The following is a 20,752-nucleotide window of genomic DNA, read 5'->3' as shown; positions in this document are numbered from 1 at the left end:
CGACGCCAGCCAGCAACATTGTCTTGTTGACCATGGCAGCAAGGGGGAATAACACTCTCATTGATCATCCCCCAATGCGGCAGCATAAGCCGAGAGGTATTCGACGCCGGCCAGCACCGCCTTGTTGGCCATGGCGGAGACGGCAAAGCCGAAGGTCTGCTCCATGTGACGCACCAAGGTACCGATAAAGGGCGAAGCGACGGCAAACTGCATCTGCCCCAGCTCGGGCAATTTGAGCTGGCCCGCCAGATAGTCGAGGGAGCGCTGGATCTCCAGCGCCAGTGAATCGAGCAGCATGGCGTCAGGCTCATGTTCGCCGGTCAGGCTGGTGAAACCGCGCAGCTGGCGGGAGAAGCAGAGCCCGCCCTGATGGAAGACCAGCAGTTGCAGATCCTGCCCCTTGGGCTGCCACAGCAGCATGCGCACAGTGTCATCCGCTTCATAGAGAGAGGTGAGCGCCAGCTCGTCGCTGATGATGGATTGCAGGGTGGCGATGCCGTTGATGGCATCGGCCAGCTGTTGCACCCGGCTCTTGGGCAGGCAGATCACATTGATGCGCGGACGACCGGCAGGCGGGGTGGGCAAGTCCACATAATCCATCGCCAGTTGCAGCACGGGTTCGCTGACATAGTCCTTGATGGCCCAGGGGAGCGCCCCCGCCATCTCGGCGTCAGGCACGGCAGGCTTGTCGATCTGGATCTGTTGATAAAGGCTGGCGGCGAGGGCTACCCGCACTTTAGACTTGGCCAGCCCATAACGGCTGAACAGCTCGTTCATGGCCACAGCCCACTCCTGTGGGCCGTTGATGGTGCGCGTCGCGAAGACGGGGGGATTGCCCACTGCAGCCAGCATGATCCTGTCATTGGCCAACAAGAGCCCGACCTGGCGGCTTGGCGTCGACCGTCTGAACAGTTTTTTCATGTAAGCCCGCCCATCAATAGTGATTAAATGTATGAAATATTAACATAAACAGCAGATTAGCCTCTATATAAAAGACGGACTCACCATTGCAAGCCAGCCTTCCAGCCGAGCCAGAGGGGTCAGCTATCCTGCCCTCCCCCCTGCACCCCCTCCACCACCCGTTGCTGACCCGCTACGGCGTCGAACTCTGGTGCAAGCGGGATGATCTGATCCATCCGACCATCTCCGGCAACAAGTGGCGCAAGCTCAAATACCACCTGCTTCATGCCAGAGAGCACGGCAAACGGCATCTACTCTCGTTTGGCGGCGCCTACTCCAATCACATCCATGCACTGGCAGCAGCAGGGTGCCAATCTGGCCTTCGAACTACCGGTATCATACGGGGCGAATCTGATGCCGTCAGCAATACCACCCTGAGGGATGCCAGACGCTGGGGTATGGATCTCGTTTTCGTCGACCGCCAGAGTTACCGCCGTCGCCAGGATCCCGACTGGCTGGCCCAATTCGATGCACCCGATACCCTGATCGTGCCGGAAGGGGGCAGCAGCCCGCTGGCTATCCCCGGGGTTGCCGAACTGGTCGGCGAGGTACCCTTCTCGCCGGATCTCTGGGTACTGCCCTGTGCCAGCGGCGGCACCCTGGCGGGCCTAATCGCTGGCAAACAGGACCGGGAGCAGATCCTCGCCATTGCGGTACTGAAAGGAGGCGGCTTTATCGCTGACGAGGTGTGTCGCCTCCATCCCGCTGCCGCCAGCATCCCCGGCTGGCGGGTCGCACTCGATCACCACGATGGTGGCTACGCCAAATTCAGCCCGGCCCTCTGGCAGTGGGTTCAAGATTTCAGCGCCGAAACAGGTCTGCCTTTGGAGCCCATCTACAGCGGCAAGGCGATGTGGGGGCTGTTTCGCGAGCTGGCTGCGGGCCGCATCGCCCCCGGCAGCAAGATTGTCTTTATCCATACCGGCGGCATGCAGGGATTGGCCGGACTGCGGGAGCAGGGGCGACTGTGAGCCCCGCCTGACGGCAACCGAAAACGAGAGAGGGTCGCCCCACGACGACCCTCTCTTGTTTATCTCAATCACCAGCCGGCTCCTGCACCAACCGGCGTGGCTCGGCAAACCAGGGCCCCTGCCCGGCATGCACCCCGAGGTGGCGCAGCATCTTCCACTCATCGCCACTCTCTACCCCCACCGCCAGCACCCGGGTACGGGTATTGGCGCAGCCCCCCACCAGACTGCGGACCGCCATCTGGTTCACCTGTCGGGCGTGAATCTCCCGCACCAGGCTGGGGTGCAGCTTGAGGAAGTTGATCTCGAACTCCTTGATGTACTGGGTGCTCACCACATCCTGGCCAGCATGATCGATGGCCAGCTGGCAGCCCAGCATCCGCAGGGAGCGCAGCGGCCGCTTGAGTGCTTCGAAGTGGCGTGTGACCTGAGCCTCCGAGAGCTGCAGGATCAACCGCTCGTTGGTGCTGCGCGGCAGCTGGAACAGGGCGAAGAAGAGCCAGCGCTGGAACTCGCGGTTGAGCAGACTCTGGGCACTCAGGGTCAGAGTGATGGGACAGCTCTGCTCGGAACGCTGGCGCAGCAACACCAGCGTTTGCTCCGCCACCAGCCGATCCAGTTGCAGCAGCAGGCCCACCTTCTCCGCCATTGGCATGAAGATCCCTGCTTGCAGTTCCCTCCCCTGCTCATCGTGGATATAGGTGAGCAGATCCTGCTGCAGTACCACCTGATCCCGATCCTGCTGGACCGGTTGGGTATAAAAATCGATCCCCTGCTCTTCAAGACGGCGACTGATGAGGGTGCGCCAGCGCACCGTCCCCTTGCTGCTCTGCTCCTCGTCCAGCTGCTTCTCGTAGAGGAACCAGCCGTTGTGCCCCTGCAGACGTGCACTCTTGAGGGCCAGCTCGGCCTCCTCCTGCACCTTGAGCAGAGTGTCTTGCGCCTGGTAGCAGACAGCCCCGATATAGATGGCCGTCTCCGGATTGACCTGCTGCGGCCAGTGTAGCCGTTGCAGACTCTTGAGCAGCTGGCTGGCACTGTCCACCATCTCGCTCTCCGACATGTTGGGCAACAATACCGCAAAGACATGTCCGGCATAACGAGCCTGCAAGGCACCGTTATGCTTGCGCACAAAAGCACTGATCACGGCGCTCGCCTCCAGCAGCAGATCATGCCCCTGCAGCTCGAACTGCTCCGCTTCCAGCTCTTCCAGACAGGCGAGTTCAATCAGCAAGACACCGCCACTCATCACGCTCGCCTCCATGATAGCGCTCTCGAGCCGGTTATCGAAGAAGAGGCGGTTGCCGATGCCGGTCATCTTGTCGACGAAGGCGTTGCTGCGAATGAAGTTGTCGAAGCGGCTGCGCTCCTTGCGGGCATCCGCCAGCTCGGCGAGCAGATGATCGAGGGCCTGACTGGCGGCCACCGGCCACTCTTCGACGGGGTCATGGCTCAGTTTGGAGAGCTTGTCATCGAGGATCAGCTGGGCGCGAATGCCCAGCAGCTCGGCGCCGCGCAACTGCTGACGCAACCAGCGGATGGAGTACCAGAGACCGAACACCACGATGAAGATCCCGAACGAGATGCCCGACATCGCCTTGATGGAGTACTCCGCCTCCTTGAAGGGGCGCTCCAGCTTGAAGCTGGCCTGCATGCCAGCCTGATGGGGCAGCGGATGGCTGTATGGCACCAGCAGCGGTTCATCAACCGGACGCTGTACGTCACGGAACCAGTAGACCCGCTGGTCATTCTGGCGCACCTCCAGCTCCACCACATGAGCCGCCCGCAGCAAGGTGGGCAACCAGCGGCTCATATCCTCCATACCGTGAGCAACGTCGAGTTGCTTGTCGATCACCTCGACCAGCGCATCGACCTTCTTTTGCTGCAACTCCATGCCCAGCTCGCGAAAGCTGAACACCCCGCCAATCAGCACGGTCGCCATGGCAGCGATCACGCACAAGGTAATAAACGAGACAAGATGTGTTGTGAGTTTCATGTGCCTTTCCGTGTGCCCGGCATCATCCATTGGAGTTCATGGTAGCAGTGGCGCTGTGGCCATCACTATGGACGGGGATCCCGCTTCTGTAATTTAAGCGGGGCAGCATACCCAAAGCAGCGGGAGAATACCAAGGAAGGTACACAGGTGGAGCAGGGGAAGATAGCAGACAGAAAAATGGTCCCTCAAAAGGGACCAAAAGGAACACTCATATCAAAACTAACACTCTGTGCTACTGACAAAAAACAGATACAGGAGTATTGAACACACGGTGAGTCAAACCGCAGGGGTACTCTAAAGCAGTTCGGATAAGTTGAGCAATTGTCATTTATGACAGGTCAGCGATTGAATCTTTTCAAGGTTAACAATAAAAACATTTAAAATCATACATTTAAAAAATCATCTAATAAGTGTGACAAGTAGAGCTCAAATTGATTGTACTAATGCACTATGATGGCTTGACCCATTTGTGTCTCGTAAAACTGGCAGGCGCCCTTGTTACGCATCACCCCCCTCTGGATCACTGTACTGCTACTGCTCTTGCCCATCCTGGCAAGCCAGCCCGTCGGTCTGTGGCTAACAAAACCGATGGCCAACCACCTGCTTGAGCAGAAGGTGGCCGAGATAAAGCGAGCCATGGCGATACGCCATCACACGCTGGACAAGGCCATGAGCGAGCAGCTGACGCTGTTTGATTTCGATTGTGGTGCCAACGACATGGCACTGCTGCGGGATCCCCGCTTTTACAACACCCATATTCGTCTGCAGGGGCTGGAACTGGCATCAGGGAAAAGCTGCTCAAGCCTGGGTGTGGGTATTTCGCTCATCAAAAACGCCAACCAGGATGGCGCCCTCCCCGACAAACTGGGGCTGACTGCTACAACGGCCAGTTTCAATACGGAACAGGAGATGGTTGCCTACTACAAAAACGGCGGCAACATTGCCTACTGGGTGCTCGATAACAGCTGGAGCCACGATCTGCTACAGCTCCCCTGCAGTGACTGTTTCTATCTGGAGTTCAGCCAGCGGGATCCCGCAGCGATGACCCCCCGCTTCCCGCGCGGTGACCGGACCATCAAGCTGGAAGAGGGCAGCCGCAGCCTGAGCTTCTTTGATCAGGACAAACTGACCCGACAAACCATCTGGGCCGGTTCTGCACTGGACCTGTATGCTCGCGAGCAAGTCAGACGAATCGCACTCTGGAGCGGCACTATCCTGGGCCTGCTGCTGGTGACCGCTTACTGGTCGCTGCGAAACTATCGCCGCTCGCTCAAGGGGCTATTGCAGGCCGGATTGGTGCGCCAGGAGTTCATCCCCTTCTATCAACCCGTGGTGGATCTTCGAACCTGGCAGGTTGCCGGTTTTGAGGCGCTGCTACGCTGGCAACGTGGACACGAGCTGATCCCCCCGAGCGCTTTCATCGAATATGCTGAAGATCAGGGACTTATCCTGCCTATCACCAGGCAGTTGCTGGAGCAGGTGATCACGGATCTGCCGCTGTTGCCACCAGAGCAGTGGATCAGTGTCAATCTGATGGCCACCCATATCGAACAACCCTTGCTGCGCAACATGTTGAGTGAACACCATAACCCTTCGCCCGAGCGCCTTACCTTCGAGCTGACAGAACGCAAGCCGATCCTCGACATCAAAGCCGCTACCGAGGAGATCACCCTGTTGCAGCAGATGGGATATCACTTCAAACTGGATGATTTCGGTACCGGCTACGGTGGTTTTGCCTACCTGCAGAGCCTCGGGATCCGCCAGATCAAGATCGACAAGATGTTCGTCGATACCATAGGCACCAACGACCTCAAACGCAGCGTGCTGGATGCCATCATCACGTTTGGCCTGGAATCAGGCATGGAGATGATTGCGGAAGGGGTTGAGACGCGGGAACAGGTTGATTACTTGCGGCAACACGGCGTCTATCTGATCCAGGGTTACGTCTTTGGCAGGCCCATGGCGCTGGCAGATCTTGCCATCTGGCAGCAGACATGGCCTCCACAATATTCGCAAGAGAGCTGACACCGATATTGCACAGGCCAGCGCTGGCAGGGCTCCCCCCACCGGGAGCACACGCACCCTTTTGCACAGAGGCTGACACTCCCAAAGCCTCTGCCACGACCTGGCTCATCGCCCTTGAACCACCATTTACATTCAGCAACAAAATGATCTGCCCCTGAGAGGATGGAACCCTTATCATAAGCATTCGGCTACCGTGAGCACCTTCACGCACGCCTCCCATCAATCCCTGTCGGCCAGCGCCGTCCCGAGATGAGAACCATTGCCTATGAAGACATTTATCCGGCAAGAGATTGCCCTGCCCGTCGGCCTGCTGACCCTGCTCTTTTTCAAGACGATCGGGAGCGACCTGCTGACAGAGACAACTCCGCTCGGGATCTATCTTCCGGTTTCGGCGGCACTACTGGCCATCGTAACCTGGGCCATCTTCTCGGTAGTGCGCCACTCCGATGCCCTCGCCATCAAGCTGGGCGAGCCCTTCGGCACCCTGATCCTCACCCTCTCGGTCATCTCGCTGGAGGTGGTGATGATCTCCTCGGTGATGCTGACCGGCGAGCCCAACCCCACCATGGCCCGCGATACCATGTTTGCGGTAGTGATGCTGGTGAGTACCGGTCTGGTGGGCTTCACCCTGCTGTTTGGCGGCTGGCGCTACCACACCCAGAGCTTTAATCTGGACGGGGTCAAATCCTATCTGGTGGCCATCATCCCGCTGGCCCTGCTCTGTCTGGTGCTGCCCAACTTCACCGAAGGTGGTGCAATCGGCAGTATGTCGCGCGCCATGTCGTGGATGCTGATCATCATCTCGATCCTGCTCTACGGGGTCTTTCTGCTGATCCAGACCCGCAGCCACAGCCACTTCTTCGTCGACAGCGATCACGAGGATTACGAGGAGCACCACGGCCCGCTGCAGAGCAACGTCTATCACACCATCCTGCTGCTCGCCTACCTGCTGGTAGTGATCCTGCTGGCCAAGACCCTGGCCATCCCCATCAACTACGGGGTGCATGTGATGGACGCGCCCGCGGCACTGGGCGGCTTTATCGTCGCATGTATCGTGCTAGCTCCCGAAGCAGTCGGCGCCATCAAGGCCGCCTTCAACAACCAGCTGCAGCGGGCAATGAACCTCTACTTCGGCTCGGTGCTGGCCACCATCGCCCTCACCGTGCCTGCCGTGCTCTTTATCGGCTCCATGCTGGGTCAGGAGGTACGCCTCGGCCTCTCCCCCGCCGATATGGTGCTGCTGGTCACGACCTTGATGGTCTGTAAAGTGACCTTCAGCAGCGGCCGCACCAATGTGCTCCATGGTGCGACCCATCTGGTGTTGTTCGTGGTTTATCTGTTCCTGATGTTCGAACACGAATAACCGCGTTCAACCAACGTCAGAAACGCAAAGACCGCCCGATTGGGCGGTCTTTTGTCATCTGCTCCCGGCTCTCACCGGTGCCAGTGAAGCGGCTTCCCCCTCATCCCCCACCCTTCTCCCGCCAGGGGAGAAGGGTGATCAAGGCTTACAGGCTGGGCAGCACCCCGGCCGGGATCAGGTCGTTGTAGCTGGCACGGCCCAGCAGGGCGGCGGCCGCTTCGATATCCGGCGCGAAGTACCTGTCCTTGTCGTAGAAGCTCACCTCTGCCCGCAGTCGTCCCTTGGCCAGCTCGATCAGCTCGGTACTGCGCAGCGGCGCGCGGAAATCGAGCCCCTGTGCCGCCGCCAGCAGTTCGACTGCCAGAATGCCGCGGGTATTCTCCGCCATGTCAGCCAATCGACGACCGGCGAAGGTCGCCATGGAGACGTGATCCTCCTGATTGGCGGAAGTGGGCAAACTATCCACCGAGGCGGGATGGGCCAGGGTCTTGTTCTCGGAGGCCAGCGCCGCCGAGGTGACCTGAGCGATCATAAAGCCCGAATTCACCCCGCCGTTGTTGACCAGAAACGCCGGCAGACCGGACATCCGAGAGTCAATCAGCAGCGCCATCCGCCGCTCGGAGAGGGAACCTATCTCGGCGATGGCCAGCGCCAGATTATCGGCCGCAAAGGCCACCGGCTCGGCGTGGAAGTTGCCGCCGGAGATTATCTCCTCATCATCGGCAAACACCAGCGGGTTGTCGGAGACCGCGTTGGCCTCGCACACCAGCACCTCGGCGGCCTGACGGATCTGGGTCAGGCAGGCCCCCATCACCTGCGGCTGGCAGCGCAATGAGTAGGGATCCTGCACCTTCTCGCAGTTGTGATGGGACATGCCGATCTCGCTGCCATCCACCAGCAGGTGGCGATAGCAGGCGGCCGCGTCGATCTGGCCACGCTGACCGCGCACCGCGTGGATGCGAGCATCGAACGGCCTGCGGCTGCCGAGCGCAGCCTCCACACTCATGGCGCCGATGGTGATGGCACCAGCGAACAGATCCTCGGCATGGAACAGCCCTTCCAGCGCAAAGGCGGTGCTGGCCTGAGTGCCGTTGAGCAGCGCCAATCCTTCTTTGGGCGCCAGCGCGATGGGCTCGAGCCCGGCAATTTTCAGGGCAGTAGCGGCGTCGATCAGCTCGCCCTTGTGGCGAGCCTTGCCCTCCCCGATCAGCAGGCAGCTCATATGAGCCAGCGGCGCCAGATCGCCGGAGGCGCCGACGGATCCCTTCTTCGGCACCACCGGATAGACTTCGGCGTTGATGAGGGTCATCAAGGCCTCAAGCACCGTCCGCCGGATCCCGGAGAAGCCCCGCGCCAGCGAGTTGAGTTTGAGCACCATCATCAGCCGCACGGTGGCGTCATCCATGTACTCGCCAATCCCTGCCGCATGGGAGAGCACGATGGATCGCTGCAGCTCGTCCAGCAGCTCCACCGGAATGCGGGTGTTGGCCAACAGGCCAAAGCCGGTGTTGATGCCATACACCACCCGGTTCTGCTCGATCACCTTGGTAACCACAGCAGCTGAGGCGTGGATCCCCGGCAGCGCGGCCGGATCCAGTGAAACATGTACCGGCTCGCGGCTGACGCGGCGCAGGGTGGCAAGATCCAGCTCGCCCGGAGTAATAGTCAATTCAAACATGGTGTTACACCTTTCCTTTGACACCGTTGGCGCCGTCAATCATCGGCAGATCCAGTTTCGCCTCATGGGCACAGTTGATGGCAATCTCGTAGCCGGCATCCGCGTGGCGCATCACCCCGGTGGCCGGATCGTTGCGCAGCACCCGACCGACGCGCTTGGCAGCGTCATCGGAACCATCGCAGACGATCACCACGCCGGAGTGCTGGGAGAAGCCCATTCCGACCCCGCCGCCGTGGTGCAGCGACACCCAGGTCGCGCCGCCAGCGGTGTTGAGCAGGGCGTTGAGCAGCGGCCAGTCGGAGACGGTATCGGAGCCATCCATCATCGACTCGGTCTCGCGGTTCGGGCTCGCCACCGAGCCGGAATCCAGATGGTCGCGGCCGATGACGATGGGGGCTTTCAGCTCGCCGTTTTTCACCATCTCGTTGAAGGCCAGACCGAGGCGTACCCGATCCTTGACCCCGACCCAGCAGATCCGAGCCGGTAGCCCCTGAAACGCGATGCGCTCGCGGGCCATGTCGAGCCAGTTGTGCAGGTGAGGATCGTCGGGGATCAGCTCTTTCACCTTCTGATCGGTCTTGTAGATATCTTCCGGATCGCCGGAAAGGGCCACCCAGCGGAACGGTCCAATCCCCTCGCAGAACAGCGGGCGGATATAGGCGGGGACGAAGCCGGGGAAGTCGAAGGCGTTCGCCACCCCCTCCTCCAGCGCCATCTGGCGGATGTTGTTACCGTAATCCAGAGTCGCCGCGCCGCGCTCCTGCAGGGTCAGCATCGCCTCCACCTGGCGGGCCATGGAGCGACGAGCGGCCAGATTAACCTCCTGCGGGGCACTCTGCTGCAGCTCGCGCCACTTGGCCACGCTCCAGCCCTGCGGCAGGTAGCCGTGCACCGGGTCGTGGGCGGAGGTCTGGTCGGTCACCACGTCCGGGGTGATGCCACGGGCCACCAGTTCGGCGAACACGTCGGCGGCGTTGCCGAGCAGACCGATGGAGATGGCGCTGCCGCTCTGCTTGGCCTCCTCGACCATGGCCAGCGCCTCATCCAGGCTGTGAGCCTTCTTGTCCACATAACGGGTGCGCAGACGAAAATCGATGCGGGTCTCGTCGCACTCCACGGCGATCATCGAGAAGCCGGCCATGGTGGCGGCCAGCGGCTGGGCGCCGCCCATGCCGCCGAGACCACCGGTCAGGATCCAGCGCCCCTTGGGTTCGCCGTTGAAGTGCTGATTGGCCACCGCAAAGAAGGTCTCGTAGGTGCCCTGCACTATCCCCTGGGTACCGATGTAGATCCAGGAGCCCGCGGTCATCTGGCCGTACATCATCAAGCCCTTCTTATCGAGCTCGTTGAAGTGCTCCCAGTTGGCCCAGTGCGGCACCAGATTGGAGTTGGCGATCAGAACCCGCGGCGCATCCTTGTGGGTCTGGAACACCCCGACCGGCTTGCCGGATTGCACCAGCAGGGTCTGATCCTCCTCGAGCCGGGTCAGCACCTCGACGATCTTGTCAAAGCAGGCCCAGTTGCGGGCGGCGCGACCGATGCCGCCATAGACCACCAGCGACTGGGGATGCTCGGCCACCTCGGGGTCCAGGTTGTTCATCAGCATCCGCAGCGGCGCTTCGGTGAGCCAGCTCTTGGCGGTCAGTTCGGTGCCGCGCGGGGCACGGATCACGCGGTTAGGATCATGACGGGGATCCTGCTGTTGCACAGACATACACACTCCTTGTTGTATCAATAGGGTGCCTTCGGCGACGGGCGGCCAAAAGGGTTAACGGGTCAACAGATGAACCAGTCGCGCGGCCACGCGGGCACTGCGGTTGTCCTGATCCAGCGTCGGGTTGTACTCGGCCAGATCGGCGAGCCTGAGCTTGCCGCTGGCCCGGATATGGGCGATCAGCGGTTCGATCACCGCCAGCTCCACGCCGCGAGCGGCGGGAGCGCTCACTCCCGGCATAACGGCGCCGGGCAGCACGTCGAGATCGATGGTCAGATAGAGGTGATCACAATCGGCGATAAAGGCGTCCAGCCCGCTTAGCAAGGCTGGCAGCTCGGTCTGGGTCATCGCCTCGTCCAGCACATGCCACACACCCAGCGCCTTGGCACGGGCAAACAGGGCTTGGGTATTGGCGGTCTCGGCCACCCCAAGGCAGGCGTAGTGAAACGGTGTGCCCTGAGCGGCGCACTGCTCGGCAATCTGGAAAAAGGGGGTGCCAGAGCTGGCCTGCTCCTGCTTCATGCGCAGGTCGAAGTGGGCGTCAAAATTGATAATGCCGACTCGCCCCTGACCCGCCAGATGCAAGTTGAGGCCGCTCCAGCTGCCGAAGGCCACCTCGTGACCGCCCCCCAGCACCAGCGGGAAGTGGCCCAAATCGAGCGCGGCAGCGACCCGCTCGGCCAGATGGCCGTGGGCGGCGTCGAGATTGCCATCGGTACAGCTCACATCTCCGCCATCGTAGACGGGACGGTTCAGGTGCCAGGCAGTGTTGGCCAGCAGCTTGCGCACCGCCAGCGGCGCCCCGGCAGCACCAATGCGCCCCTTGTTGCGGCGCACCCCTTCATCGCAGGCAAAACCAAGCAGTACTACACCGGCAGAGTCTTGTGCTCCGGCGGTCCAGGGCAGCACCTTGTCGTGCCAGCGCAGGGCCAGTTCGCCATCTTCCGGATCCTGCCGCCCCTGCCAGAGCGACATGTCGATCGGGTTGAACTTATCCATGGAGGGTCTCCTCGCCGTTGAAGATGCGGCCTGCCAGCTGATCGACGCCGACCATGTAGCTCAGCTCGGCCGGATGGGCGCAGTGCCAGATCAGGAAATCGGCCGCCATGCCGACCCTGAGCTGACCAAGACGATCCTGCTCGCCAAGTGCTTTGGCGGCGTGACGGGTCACCCCGACCATGGCCTCCAGCGGGGTCAGGCCAAACAGGGTGCAGGCCATGTTCATCGCCATCCGCAGCGAGACGATAGGGGCCGTACCCGGGTTGATATCGGAGGAGACCGCCATCGCTACCCCCGCCTTGCGCAGCGCGGCGACCGGCGGCAGCTTGGTCTCTTTGAGGAAGTAGAAGGCGGTGGGCAGCAGGGTGGCGACCACGCCACGGTGGGCCAGCGCCAGGATCCCTTCCGGATCCAGATACTCCAGATGGTCCACCGAGAGGGCGCCAAAGTTGGCAGCGAGTGTGCTGCCACCGAGATTGGAGAGCTGATCCATATGCCCCTTCACCGGCAGGCCGTATTGATCCGCCGCCAGATAGACCTGCTCGGTCTGGGCCAACGAGAAGCCGATGTGCTCGCAGAAGACATCCACCGCATCGGCCAAGCCTGCCTCGGCGGCGGCCGGGATGATCTCCTGACAGATGGTCTCGACCCAACTATCGGGATCGTCGCGATACTCCGGCGGCACCGCATGGGCCGCCAGCAGAGTGGTCTTGACCCGGATCGGCAGCGCCCCTCCCAGTCGGCGGGCCACCCTCAGCATCTTGAGTTCATCAGCCAGAGTGAGGCCATAGCCGGACTTGATCTCCACCGTGGTGACCCCTTCGCGGATCAGGGATGCCACCCTCGGCAACGCCAGCTCGAACAGTTGTTCTTCGCTGGCGGCACGGGTGGCACGCACCGTGCTGATGATGCCACCGCCCCGACGGGCGATCTCGGCATAGGGCACTCCCTGCTGACGCAGCTCGAACTCTTCGGCACGGCTGCCGGCGAAGACCAGATGGGTGTGACAATCGATAAGGCCGGGGGTGACCAGCTTGCCCCGCATATCCTGCCAGTGAGCGGGATACGACCCCTTCAGTTCGGCCATCGGCACCAGCGCGTGGATCTTGCCATCCTTCACGCCGATGGCGTGGAGCGGCAGCAGGCCGTAGTCGGCCAGCTCATCATTCAGGGTAGCGGGCGTCACGTTGAGCCAGACCCGCTCGCAGTTCAACAGTTCCTTGTTCATAGCGACCTCAAATGTATATACATATTCTTATAGTCGATCTCTATGACGAAAGAAAGAGCGAAATTCACATCCTGATAACAGCATCAAACTTAGAGTTTAAGCACAAAAAAGCCCACCAGGAGGTGGGCTTTGCAAAATCAAGTTGTATAGACATTTACTCCAGCTGAGTCTTGGAGCTTAGCTTGTAACGGGAACCGGGGGAGAGCAAACGGGCGTAGGAGACCAGATGCCCCTCCGACCAGGTGCGTCTGTGCAACAACAGGCAGGGGGAATCTACGCGGATCTGCAACAATCCCGCCTCACCGGCGCTCGGCAACACGGCTTCCACCACGTGCTCCATCTCGGAGAGGGGGCAGACATCCATCAGATAGCGGTTGGGGGTCTGTTGGGTAAAATCCTGCTCGCCATAGCCCGGCAAGCGCCCGGCATCGACGAAGCGCTCCTCCAGCTGCAACGGCTCACCATCAGCCTGATGGACGATCAGGCTGTGAAAGATAGGGGCACCTACCCGCAGCCCCAGTTGTACCGCCACCTTCTCGTCGGCGGCCAGCCGCTGCAGCCGGATCACCCGGGCACTGTACTCGCCGCCACGCTCGGCGATCTCGTCAGCGATGTTGCGAATGGCCAGCAACGGCGATTCGGTTCGCCTGTCCGCCACGAAGCTGCCGGAACCGGCGGTACGCACCAGCCACCCCTCAGCCACCAGTTCCCGCAACGCCCGGTTGACCGTCATCCGGCTCACGGTGAACTGCTCGCACAGGGCCGCTTCGGTCGGGATCCTGTCCCCCGCCTGATAGTGGCGTTCGCGGATTCCGTCCAGAATGTGCTGCTTGATCTGCAGATAGAGGGCTGGCGCCACCATGAAGCTCCCTAGCGCCGACGGTGGGGCGGACGCATATCCGGCCAGGCGCGGTAGACGTCGGGGATCTGATCCGGGCCGCTGATGCAGAGATCGAGATCGTGCAGCAGACCATCCTTGATCCCGTAGATCCAGCCATGCACCGCCAGCTCCTGCCCCTTGCGCCAGGCGTTCTGGATGATGGTGGTGTGGCAGACGTTGGCGACCTGTTCGGCCACGTTCAGCTCGCACAGGTAGTCGAAGCGCTCGTGCTCATCCTCGATGGCCTCGAGCTCTTCACCATATTTGAAGTAGACATCCTTGATGTTGCGCAGCCAGTTGTCGATGAGACCCAGCTCCTGATTCTGCATCGCGGCCTTGACGCCGCCGCAGCCATAGTGACCGCAGACGATGATGTGCTTCACCTTGAGCACTTCTACCGCGTATTGCAGCACGGAGAGGCAGTTGAAATCGGTATGTACAACCAGATTGGCGACGTTGCGGTGGACGAAGACATCCCCCGGCAGCAACCCCATCAGCTGGTTGGCGGGGACCCGGCTGTCGGAACAACCGATCCAGAGGTATTCGGGGGCCTGCTGGGCAGAAAGGGTGGCAAAGAAAGCGGGATCTTCGGCTTTGATCCGTTCGGCCCACTCACGGTTGTTGGTAAACAGGTCGTTCAACAGTTTCACTTCTGCTCTCCCTAATGTGGCAGTGGCGGCAACATAACACACTCAAGGGTAACCAAAGCAAGGCCGACCAGATCCTTGCGAAACAAAAACAGGGCCATCAGGCCCTGTTTTTATGAGAGGAAGCATCAGGCTTCCATGGCATCTTTCAGCTTCTTGAGTGCGTTTTTCTCAAGCTGACGCACACGCTCGGCAGAGACGCCGTAGGTATCGGCCAGCTCCTGCAGAGTGGTCTTGCTGTCATCATCGAGCCAGCGGGCGCGGATGATGTGCTGACTGCGCTCATCCAGGGTGGCGAGGGCAGAGCTCAGACGACGGGTGGCATGATCGTCCCAGTTGTCATTCTCGATGGTCGCGGCCAGATCGGAGGATTTATCCTCCAGATAGTGAACCGGAGCGAAACCGCCCTCTTCTTCATCATCACCAACCAGATCGAACGCCTGATCGTAGTTGGCCATCCGCGCTTCCATCTCGGTCACGTCAGCGGCAGAGACGCCGAGATCGGCCGCCACGGCCTGAACCTCTTCGTGGTTCAGCCAGCCCAGACGTTTTTTGGATTTGCGCAGGTTGAAGAAGAGCTTGCGCTGGGCCTTGGTGGTCGCCACCTTGACCATGCGCCAGTTGCGCAGGACATATTCGTGGATTTCGGCCTTGATCCAGTGCACTGCAAAGGAGACCAGACGCACGCCGACCGTCGGGTCGAAGCGCTTGACCGCCTTCATCAGGCCGATGTTGCCTTCCTGAACCAGATCGGCCTGAGGCAGGCCGTAACCGGCATAACTCTTGGCGACATGAACGACAAAGCGCAGGTGCGACATAACCAGCTGACGAGCAGCCTCGAGATCGCCATCCTGCTGCAAACGCTCAGCCAGTTCACGCTCTTCCTCTGCGCTCAGCACAGGAATAGAGTTTACTGCCTGGATATAGCCTTCCAGACTACCTTGCGGAATCAGAGCCATAGTGCGCTGCAATGAAGTTCCCATCTGTTACCTCTTACTTTTCAATCAAATCAGTCTAACACCCTGAGAGGGTCTGTCTACTGACCGGATGCCATTCTGCGGCGTGTATCAAAGAACATGCCCAGTTTTAGACCGGCTTATCTTAAGCCTGCAGGATGAATCATGAATGAACAGTCAAAAAAAGGGGGTCACAATGAAGGACCCCCGAAAAGTAGCATGCTAAGTCCATTGTTGCGGAGCTCGCAACCTTCACATGCTTGCCAAGTCTGACGAGCAAGGCAGAGGGGCCACACCCGTATAAATGCTTCAGCTTTAATAGACTGCTTATAAATCAGAAGGTTCACTGGATCTAGCGAAGATCCGGAAGATCATTGTTATTCAGAATACTCTGACTATGGGGGCCAAGCCAGAAACGGAGCCTCTTTTACTTGATCCACCTCTCAAAATCCAGCGATTTACTTTGATAATAAATTAATCAGGATGGCTCTATATCTCGAATGTGACGATGAACCGAAAACCAGGAAGCAATCAGCCCCAGCAAGGCCCCCAGCAGGATCAGGTTCACCCCATCTACCAGACCCATGCCAACCAGCCGGAAGTTACTGTTATACAAGCCCGCAAGCTCCTTCACCACCCCTTCGCTCCAGATCACCATCACCTCGGTCAGCCACCATGCCAGCATGCCGCCGATCACCCCGAACCAGATGCCGGTATAGAGGAAAGGGCGATGGATGAAGGCATCGGTTGCCCCCACCAGCTTGAGCACCTCGATCTCTGAACGCTGGTTGAGGATGTTGAGACGCAGGGTGTTGCCGACGATCAGCAGCACGGCGGAGAGCAGCAGCACGGCGATACCGGTAATGGTGTGACGCAGCAGGTTCATGATCCCCTGCAGGCGGGTCAGCCACTGCAGATCCAGCTTGCCCTGCTCGACCCCATCCTCATTGTTTAGCTTGCCGAGCAACTCGGCGGCCCCTTCCGGATTCTGCCAGCGCGGATCCGGAATGACGCTCAGCACCGGCGGTAGCGGGTTGCTGTCCAGATAATCGAGGGCATCGCCGAAACCGGAGATCTCGCGAAACTCCCGCAACGCATCGTCACGGCTCAGGTAGGTGACCGAATCCACCTCGGGATAGAGCAGGATCCTGTGCTGCAGATCGAGAATGCTCTGCTCCGGCAGATCCTTGCGCAGATAGAGGGAGATCTGGGAGCTGTTCTGCCAGCTCCCCTCCACCACCTCGGCGTTTTTCAACAATACGTGGAAGCAGGAGGGCAACGCCAGACTGACACCGAGCACCGCCAGCGTCATCAGGGAGGCGAGCGGATTTCGCCACAGCTCCCCGAGACTGGCAAACGCCTGCCGCACATGGTCAACCCCGTACATCATCAGACGACGCAGCGGCGGCTGCTTGTGACGAACGATAGCCATCAGAGCTCCTCCCCGGCCGAATACATGCGACCCGCCTTGAGGGTCAGGGTGCGATAGCGCATGCGGGCGATCAGCCCCAGATCGTGAGTAGCAATCAGTACAGAGACCCCAAAATTGTTGAACTCCTGAAATAGCCGCATGATATCCATGGAGAGCTGGGGATCCAGGTTGCCGGTCGGTTCATCCGCCAGCAGCAGCGGCGGCTTGTTGACGATGGCACGGGCGATGCCGACCCGCTGCTGTTCACCCCCGGAGAGCATCCGCGGCTGGTAACGCTCCTTGCCGAGCAACCCTACCTTGTCCAATGCCGCCGCCACCCGCTTGTTGATGTCCGCATGGCTGTAACCATCGATCACCAGCGGCAGCGCTACGTTGTCGAACACGGTGCGGTCCATCAGCAGGCGGTGATCCTGAAAGATCATCCCGATCTGGCGGCGAACATAGGGGATCTGGCTGCGCTGGATATGGCTGACATCATCACCATGAAAGAAGACGCGACCATCGGTCGGACGCTCCATCACGCTGATCAGTTTGAGGAGGGTACTCTTGCCCGCCCCCGAGTGCCCGGTCAGAAAGGCCATCTCTCCCTTGCGCAGGTGAAAGCTGACCTTTTGCAGCGCCTGATGGCCGCCGCTGTATACCTTGCTGACCTTGTCAAAACGAATCATAACGGTTCCCTGACATTGACAAACCCCGACCGAAGTCGGGGTATGGAACACTTAATCATCACGGCTGAGCTGACTCATCGCGGCTGAAGAGCGCCTCGATGAAATCGTTGGCAACGAAGGGACGCAGATCGTCGATCCCCTCGCCCACCCCGATATAGCGGATCGGGATCTGGAACTTGTCGGCCACCGCGAAGATGACGCCGCCCTTGGCGGTGCCATCCAGCTTGGTGAGGGTGATGCCGGTCAGGCCAACCGCCTCGCTGAACAGCTTGGCCTGGCTCAGGGCGTTCTGGCCGGTGCCGGCATCCAGCGTCAGCATGATCTCGTGGGGGGCCTCTTCATCCAGCTTCTTCATCACCCGTACTACCTTCTTGAGCTCTTCCATCAGGTTGCTCTTGTTCTGCAGGCGACCGGCTGTGTCGGCGATCAGCACGTCAGCCCCGCGGGAGCGGGCGGCCTCGATGGCGTCATAAATAACGGAGGCGGAGTCGGCACCGGTATGCTGGGCAATCACTGGAATGTTGTTGCGCTGGCCCCATACCTGCAGCTGCTCGACCGCAGCGGCACGGAAGGTGTCACCCGCTGCCAGCATCACGCTCTTGCCTTCAGCCTGGAACTGCTTGGCCAGCTTGCCGATGGTGGTAGTCTTGCCGACGCCATTCACGCCGACCATCAGGATCACGTAAGGCTTCTTGCTGGTGTCGATCATCAGCGGCTGCTCGACCTTGGCCAGCATCTCGCCCATATCCTGTTTGAGCAAACCGTAGAGCGCCTCGGCATCCTTGAGCTGCTTGCGATCCGCGTGCTGCACCAGCCCCTCGATGATACGAGTGGTGGTATCCACACCGAGATCGGCGGTCAGCAGCTGGGTTTCCAGCTCTTCAAACAGCTCATCGTCGATCTTCTTGCCACGGAAAAGGCCGAAGAAACCGGAGCCGATATTCTCCTTGGTGCGCACCAGACTGCGCTTGAGGCGAGCAAAGAAGCCCTCCCGCTGCGGTTTGTCCTGGGTGTCGTCGTCTACCTTGGCGGCCAGCGGCAGAGCAGCCAGTGCGGCGGCCTCAGCCTCCATCGCGGCGACCAGGCGCAGATCTTCCGCGCGTTGGGCCTCTTTGGCGATACGGGCTTCTTCAGCAGCCTGAGCTTCAGCGGCAATACGAGCCTCCTCCGCAGCGCGAGCTTCAGCAGCAATGCGAGCTTCTTCCGCAGCACGGGCTTCGGCAGCGATGCGAGCCTCTTCCGCGGCGCGGACTTCGGCAGCGATACGAGCCTCTTCCGCAGCGCGGGCTTCGTCAGCAATACGAGCCTCTTCCGCAGCGCGGGCTTCGGCGGCAATGCGAGCATCTTCCGCGGCACGGGCTTCGGCAGCAATGCGAGCCTCTTCCGCAGCGCGGGCTTCGGCAACGATACGAGCCTCTTCGGCTGCCTTGACCTCAGCGGCAGTGCGAGCGGCTTCAGCGGCACGCTCCTCTTCGGCGATCAGCGCTTCGTTGACGATCACCGGCTCCAGATCGGAGGCGCACTCCTCCACCACCAGCGGGCCGTGATCGTCCAGCTCGGTCGGCAGGCAGCAATCATCTTGCAAAACGGAATTCTGTGCGCTGGCAGGCACTTCGGGGGCAACGGCCGGCGTACTATCGGAAACAGTGGTATCGGAAACGGGAGCGGGGGTAGCAGTGACCTCGGGCTCAACGGTAACGGGGGTGGCTTGGGGTGTCTGTGGTTGGACAGCCTCAGCCTCTTCTTTCTTGCGGCCGAAACCCAGCCAGGAAAACAAACCTTTTGCCATCTAAAAATACTCACATCAAAGGCTGACTGCTAAGATAGCCGTCCCTTGGCGGGTCGGCATAAAAATGAACCGCCTTATACTACCACTTTATTTTCTGACGATGAAACGCGATGCCCAGAGTGAAATCCAGCCGTAGCAACCCGAGCAAGAGTCCCGCCCCGCAAGGAAAATCGGGCTTTGTAAGAATCATCAGCGGCCAGTGGCGAGGCCGCAAATTGCCGGTCAAGGATGTGGAGGGGCTCAGACCCACCACGGATCGCGTCAAGGAAACCATCTTCAACTGGCTGGCCCCCCATATTCGCGGCACCCGCTGCCTGGATCTGTTTGCCGGCAGCGGCGGACTCGGACTGGAGGCGCTGTCGCGCTATGCCGAGCAGGTGACCCTGATCGAGATGGACAAAGGGGCCGCCGACCAGATCAAGAAGAACCTGGCCGCCCTCGGCAGCAGTCAGGGTCAGGTGATCCAGTCAGATGCAGTGAGCTGGCTGCAAGGCCCCGCCACTCCCTTCGATCTGGTCTTCCTCGATCCACCGTTTCGCCGCGAGCTGCTGCCGCAAGTGTGCGAACTGCTGGAGCAGCGCGGCTGGCTGGCACCGGACGCCCTCATCTATCTGGAGCGGGAAAAAGAGATGGCCGATCTAGCGCTGCCCGCCAGCTGGCAACTACTCAAGGACAAACAGGCCGGTCAGGTCTGCTATCAACTCTATCTAAGAGAGGTAAACAATGAAGCGAGTCTTTAATCTGTTGGCGATGGGGCTGATATTGTTCTTCTGGTTTGGCGTGCTGGTGAGCCTGATTGCCCCGCTGCCCGGCAAACTCAACGGCTTTCTGCCGGTCTGCGGCGTGATCGTCGCCCTGCTGCACTGGCTGCAGGCCAGCATGATCAAGGCGGCTTGCAAACGCTACTTCGCTGTCACCAAGGCCGAATTTGTCACTGTGCTGATCTTTGGTGTGTTTGGCATGGTCGACATTCGTCAGCGCCTGCAAGAGATCGTCAACGCCGCCCAGCGCGGCAATCTCTCGGACAAATCATAAAAGAAAAGGGGACGGCGGTAGCCGTCCCCTAGAGTCGTGTCGTCCTGTCCGTAGAACTGCAATGCTCCCTGCAATCCCTGACGTTATCCTAATCCTTTGGAATATCCCCTTTCCAATCCGTTGGCGTGTCCTGCGGCGTTCCTGGCCTGGCAATTCATCCTGAACTGCTTCCCTGTCTCCATCCTGGAGGTGTCCATTACCACGTCCTGTGGGGTTCCTTGCGTCTTCCTGACAGATAACCATCCGGGTTATCTCACTTCATCCTGAAGTATTCCTCTCGCATCCGGCGAGGTCCTGTTCATCCTGAAGAACGAGGTTCCGTTCGTTCTACTCCCATCCCGAGAGTGTCCTGCCGCATCCCGCGGTGTTCCTTTATTCATCCGTGACGATAATCATCCTGATTATCGAGCTCAT

At 60.2% G+C, this 20,752-nt stretch carries 17 protein-coding genes; 5 read left to right on the top strand and 12 right to left on the bottom strand.

The window, feature by feature from the left end; translation table 11 throughout:
• Positions 1–57: 57 nt before the first annotated feature.
• Positions 58–921 (bottom strand): MSHA biogenesis protein MshI, encoded by an 864-nt coding sequence (locus G5287_RS11970; RefSeq protein WP_421205609.1) that lies wholly within the window; start codon positions 919–921, stop codon positions 58–60.
• A gap of 86 nt (positions 922–1,007) precedes the next feature.
• On the opposite strand from G5287_RS11970, the gene G5287_RS11965 reads away from it, so the two are divergent.
• Entirely contained in the window at positions 1,008–1,931 is a 924-nt protein-coding gene (locus tag G5287_RS11965) for a 1-aminocyclopropane-1-carboxylate deaminase/D-cysteine desulfhydrase (protein ID WP_216952742.1), read from the top strand.
• Positions 1,932–1,995: 64 nt separating this feature from the next.
• On the opposite strand, the gene G5287_RS11960 is transcribed toward G5287_RS11965, so the two are convergent.
• Positions 1,996–3,924, bottom strand: coding sequence for an EAL domain-containing protein (locus tag G5287_RS11960; protein ID WP_421231343.1), 1,929 nt, complete (start codon positions 3,922–3,924; stop codon positions 1,996–1,998).
• A 495-nt stretch (positions 3,925–4,419) separates the two neighbouring features.
• Between G5287_RS11960 and G5287_RS11955 the strand changes: the two genes are divergently transcribed.
• Both G5287_RS11955 and G5287_RS11950 read left to right on the top strand, forming a co-directional pair.
• On the top strand, positions 4,420–5,949 hold the full coding sequence (locus G5287_RS11955) for an EAL domain-containing protein (protein ID WP_421231342.1): 1,530 nt from the start codon (positions 4,420–4,422) through the stop codon (positions 5,947–5,949).
• 265 nt (positions 5,950–6,214) lie between these two features.
• On the top strand, positions 6,215–7,312 hold the full coding sequence (locus tag G5287_RS11950; protein WP_266134562.1) for a calcium:proton antiporter: 1,098 nt from the start codon (positions 6,215–6,217) through the stop codon (positions 7,310–7,312).
• Positions 7,313–7,457: 145 nt separating this feature from the next.
• Here G5287_RS11950 and hutH read toward each other — a convergent pair whose 3' ends face one another.
• From hutH to ftsY, 10 genes are all read right to left on the bottom strand, one after another.
• Positions 7,458–8,990 (bottom strand): histidine ammonia-lyase, encoded by a 1,533-nt coding sequence (gene hutH / locus G5287_RS11945; protein WP_421231341.1) that lies wholly within the window; start codon positions 8,988–8,990, stop codon positions 7,458–7,460.
• A gap of 4 nt (positions 8,991–8,994) precedes the next feature.
• Positions 8,995–10,704 carry a urocanate hydratase gene (hutU, locus tag G5287_RS11940; protein ID WP_421172667.1) on the bottom strand — a complete coding sequence of 570 codons (1,710 nt, stop codon included), beginning with the start codon at positions 10,702–10,704 and terminating at the stop codon, positions 8,995–8,997.
• 54 nt (positions 10,705–10,758) lie between these two features.
• Positions 10,759–11,703: a formimidoylglutamase gene (hutG, locus tag G5287_RS11935; protein ID WP_421172666.1), complete on the bottom strand. Its 945-nt coding sequence runs from the start codon at positions 11,701–11,703 to the stop codon at positions 10,759–10,761.
• Positions 11,696–12,931 carry an imidazolonepropionase gene (gene hutI, locus G5287_RS11930; protein ID WP_227341531.1) on the bottom strand — a complete coding sequence of 412 codons (1,236 nt, stop codon included), beginning with the start codon at positions 12,929–12,931 and terminating at the stop codon, positions 11,696–11,698. Before hutI ends, hutG begins: the two co-directional genes overlap by 8 nt.
• Before the next feature lie 154 nt (positions 12,932–13,085).
• Positions 13,086–13,790, bottom strand: a complete 705-nt coding sequence (gene hutC / locus G5287_RS11925; protein ID WP_041202413.1) for a histidine utilization repressor — start codon at positions 13,788–13,790, stop codon at positions 13,086–13,088.
• An 11-nt stretch (positions 13,791–13,801) separates the two neighbouring features.
• A complete protein-coding gene (gene can / locus G5287_RS11920; protein ID WP_005339998.1) occupies positions 13,802–14,461 on the bottom strand; it encodes a carbonate dehydratase in 660 nt (219 codons plus the stop codon).
• Positions 14,462–14,586: 125 nt separating this feature from the next.
• Complete coding sequence (rpoH, locus tag G5287_RS11915) at positions 14,587–15,441, bottom strand: RNA polymerase sigma factor RpoH (protein WP_005339997.1); 855 nt, start codon at positions 15,439–15,441, stop codon at positions 14,587–14,589.
• Positions 15,442–15,892: 451 nt separating this feature from the next.
• A complete protein-coding gene (gene ftsX / locus G5287_RS11910; protein ID WP_005342860.1) occupies positions 15,893–16,846 on the bottom strand; it encodes a permease-like cell division protein FtsX in 954 nt (317 codons plus the stop codon).
• Entirely contained in the window at positions 16,846–17,514 is a 669-nt protein-coding gene (gene ftsE / locus G5287_RS11905) for a cell division ATP-binding protein FtsE (RefSeq protein ID WP_005339995.1), read from the bottom strand. The genes ftsX and ftsE overlap by 1 nt, the downstream gene beginning before the upstream one ends.
• A gap of 58 nt (positions 17,515–17,572) precedes the next feature.
• Entirely contained in the window at positions 17,573–19,303 is a 1,731-nt protein-coding gene (gene ftsY, locus G5287_RS11900) for a signal recognition particle-docking protein FtsY (RefSeq protein WP_227341532.1), read from the bottom strand.
• A 110-nt stretch (positions 19,304–19,413) separates the two neighbouring features.
• Between ftsY and rsmD the strand changes: the two genes are divergently transcribed.
• Both rsmD and G5287_RS11890 read left to right on the top strand, forming a co-directional pair.
• Positions 19,414–20,043: a 16S rRNA (guanine(966)-N(2))-methyltransferase RsmD gene (rsmD, locus tag G5287_RS11895; RefSeq protein WP_075112753.1), complete on the top strand. Its 630-nt coding sequence runs from the start codon at positions 19,414–19,416 to the stop codon at positions 20,041–20,043.
• Positions 20,027–20,338 carry a DUF1145 domain-containing protein gene (locus G5287_RS11890; RefSeq protein ID WP_227341533.1) on the top strand — a complete coding sequence of 104 codons (312 nt, stop codon included), beginning with the start codon at positions 20,027–20,029 and terminating at the stop codon, positions 20,336–20,338. Before rsmD ends, G5287_RS11890 begins: the two co-directional genes overlap by 17 nt.
• Positions 20,339–20,752 lie beyond the last annotated feature (414 nt).

Origin of the sequence: Aeromonas sp. 603079, assembly GCF_049172135.1 — a bacterium.
GTDB classification, from domain to species: domain Bacteria; phylum Pseudomonadota; class Gammaproteobacteria; order Enterobacterales; family Aeromonadaceae; genus Aeromonas; species Aeromonas veronii.
This window is presented reverse-complemented; position numbering and strand designations above follow the sequence as displayed.

Coding starts and splice junctions, on each gene's coding strand:
- G5287_RS11970 (WP_421205609.1), bottom strand. CDS start 921: ATGAAAAAACTGTTCAGACGGTCGACGCCAAGCCGCCAGGTCGGGCTC.
- G5287_RS11960 (WP_421231343.1), bottom strand. CDS start 3,924: ATGAAACTCACAACACATCTTGTCTCGTTTATTACCTTGTGCGTGATC.
- G5287_RS11950 (WP_266134562.1), top strand. CDS start 6,215: ATGAAGACATTTATCCGGCAAGAGATTGCCCTGCCCGTCGGCCTGCTG.
- hutH (WP_421231341.1), bottom strand. CDS start 8,990: ATGTTTGAATTGACTATTACTCCGGGCGAGCTGGATCTTGCCACCCTG.
- hutU (WP_421172667.1), bottom strand. CDS start 10,704: ATGTCTGTGCAACAGCAGGATCCCCGTCATGATCCTAACCGCGTGATC.
- hutG (WP_421172666.1), bottom strand. CDS start 11,703: ATGGATAAGTTCAACCCGATCGACATGTCGCTCTGGCAGGGGCGGCAG.
- hutI (WP_227341531.1), bottom strand. CDS start 12,931: ATGAACAAGGAACTGTTGAACTGCGAGCGGGTCTGGCTCAACGTGACG.
- rpoH (WP_005339997.1), bottom strand. CDS start 15,441: ATGGGAACTTCATTGCAGCGCACTATGGCTCTGATTCCGCAAGGTAGT.
- ftsX (WP_005342860.1), bottom strand. CDS start 16,846: ATGGCTATCGTTCGTCACAAGCAGCCGCCGCTGCGTCGTCTGATGATG.
- ftsE (WP_005339995.1), bottom strand. CDS start 17,514: ATGATTCGTTTTGACAAGGTCAGCAAGGTATACAGCGGCGGCCATCAG.
- ftsY (WP_227341532.1), bottom strand. CDS start 19,303: ATGGCAAAAGGTTTGTTTTCCTGGCTGGGTTTCGGCCGCAAGAAAGAA.
- rsmD (WP_075112753.1), top strand. CDS start 19,414: ATGCCCAGAGTGAAATCCAGCCGTAGCAACCCGAGCAAGAGTCCCGCC.
- G5287_RS11890 (WP_227341533.1), top strand. CDS start 20,027: ATGAAGCGAGTCTTTAATCTGTTGGCGATGGGGCTGATATTGTTCTTC.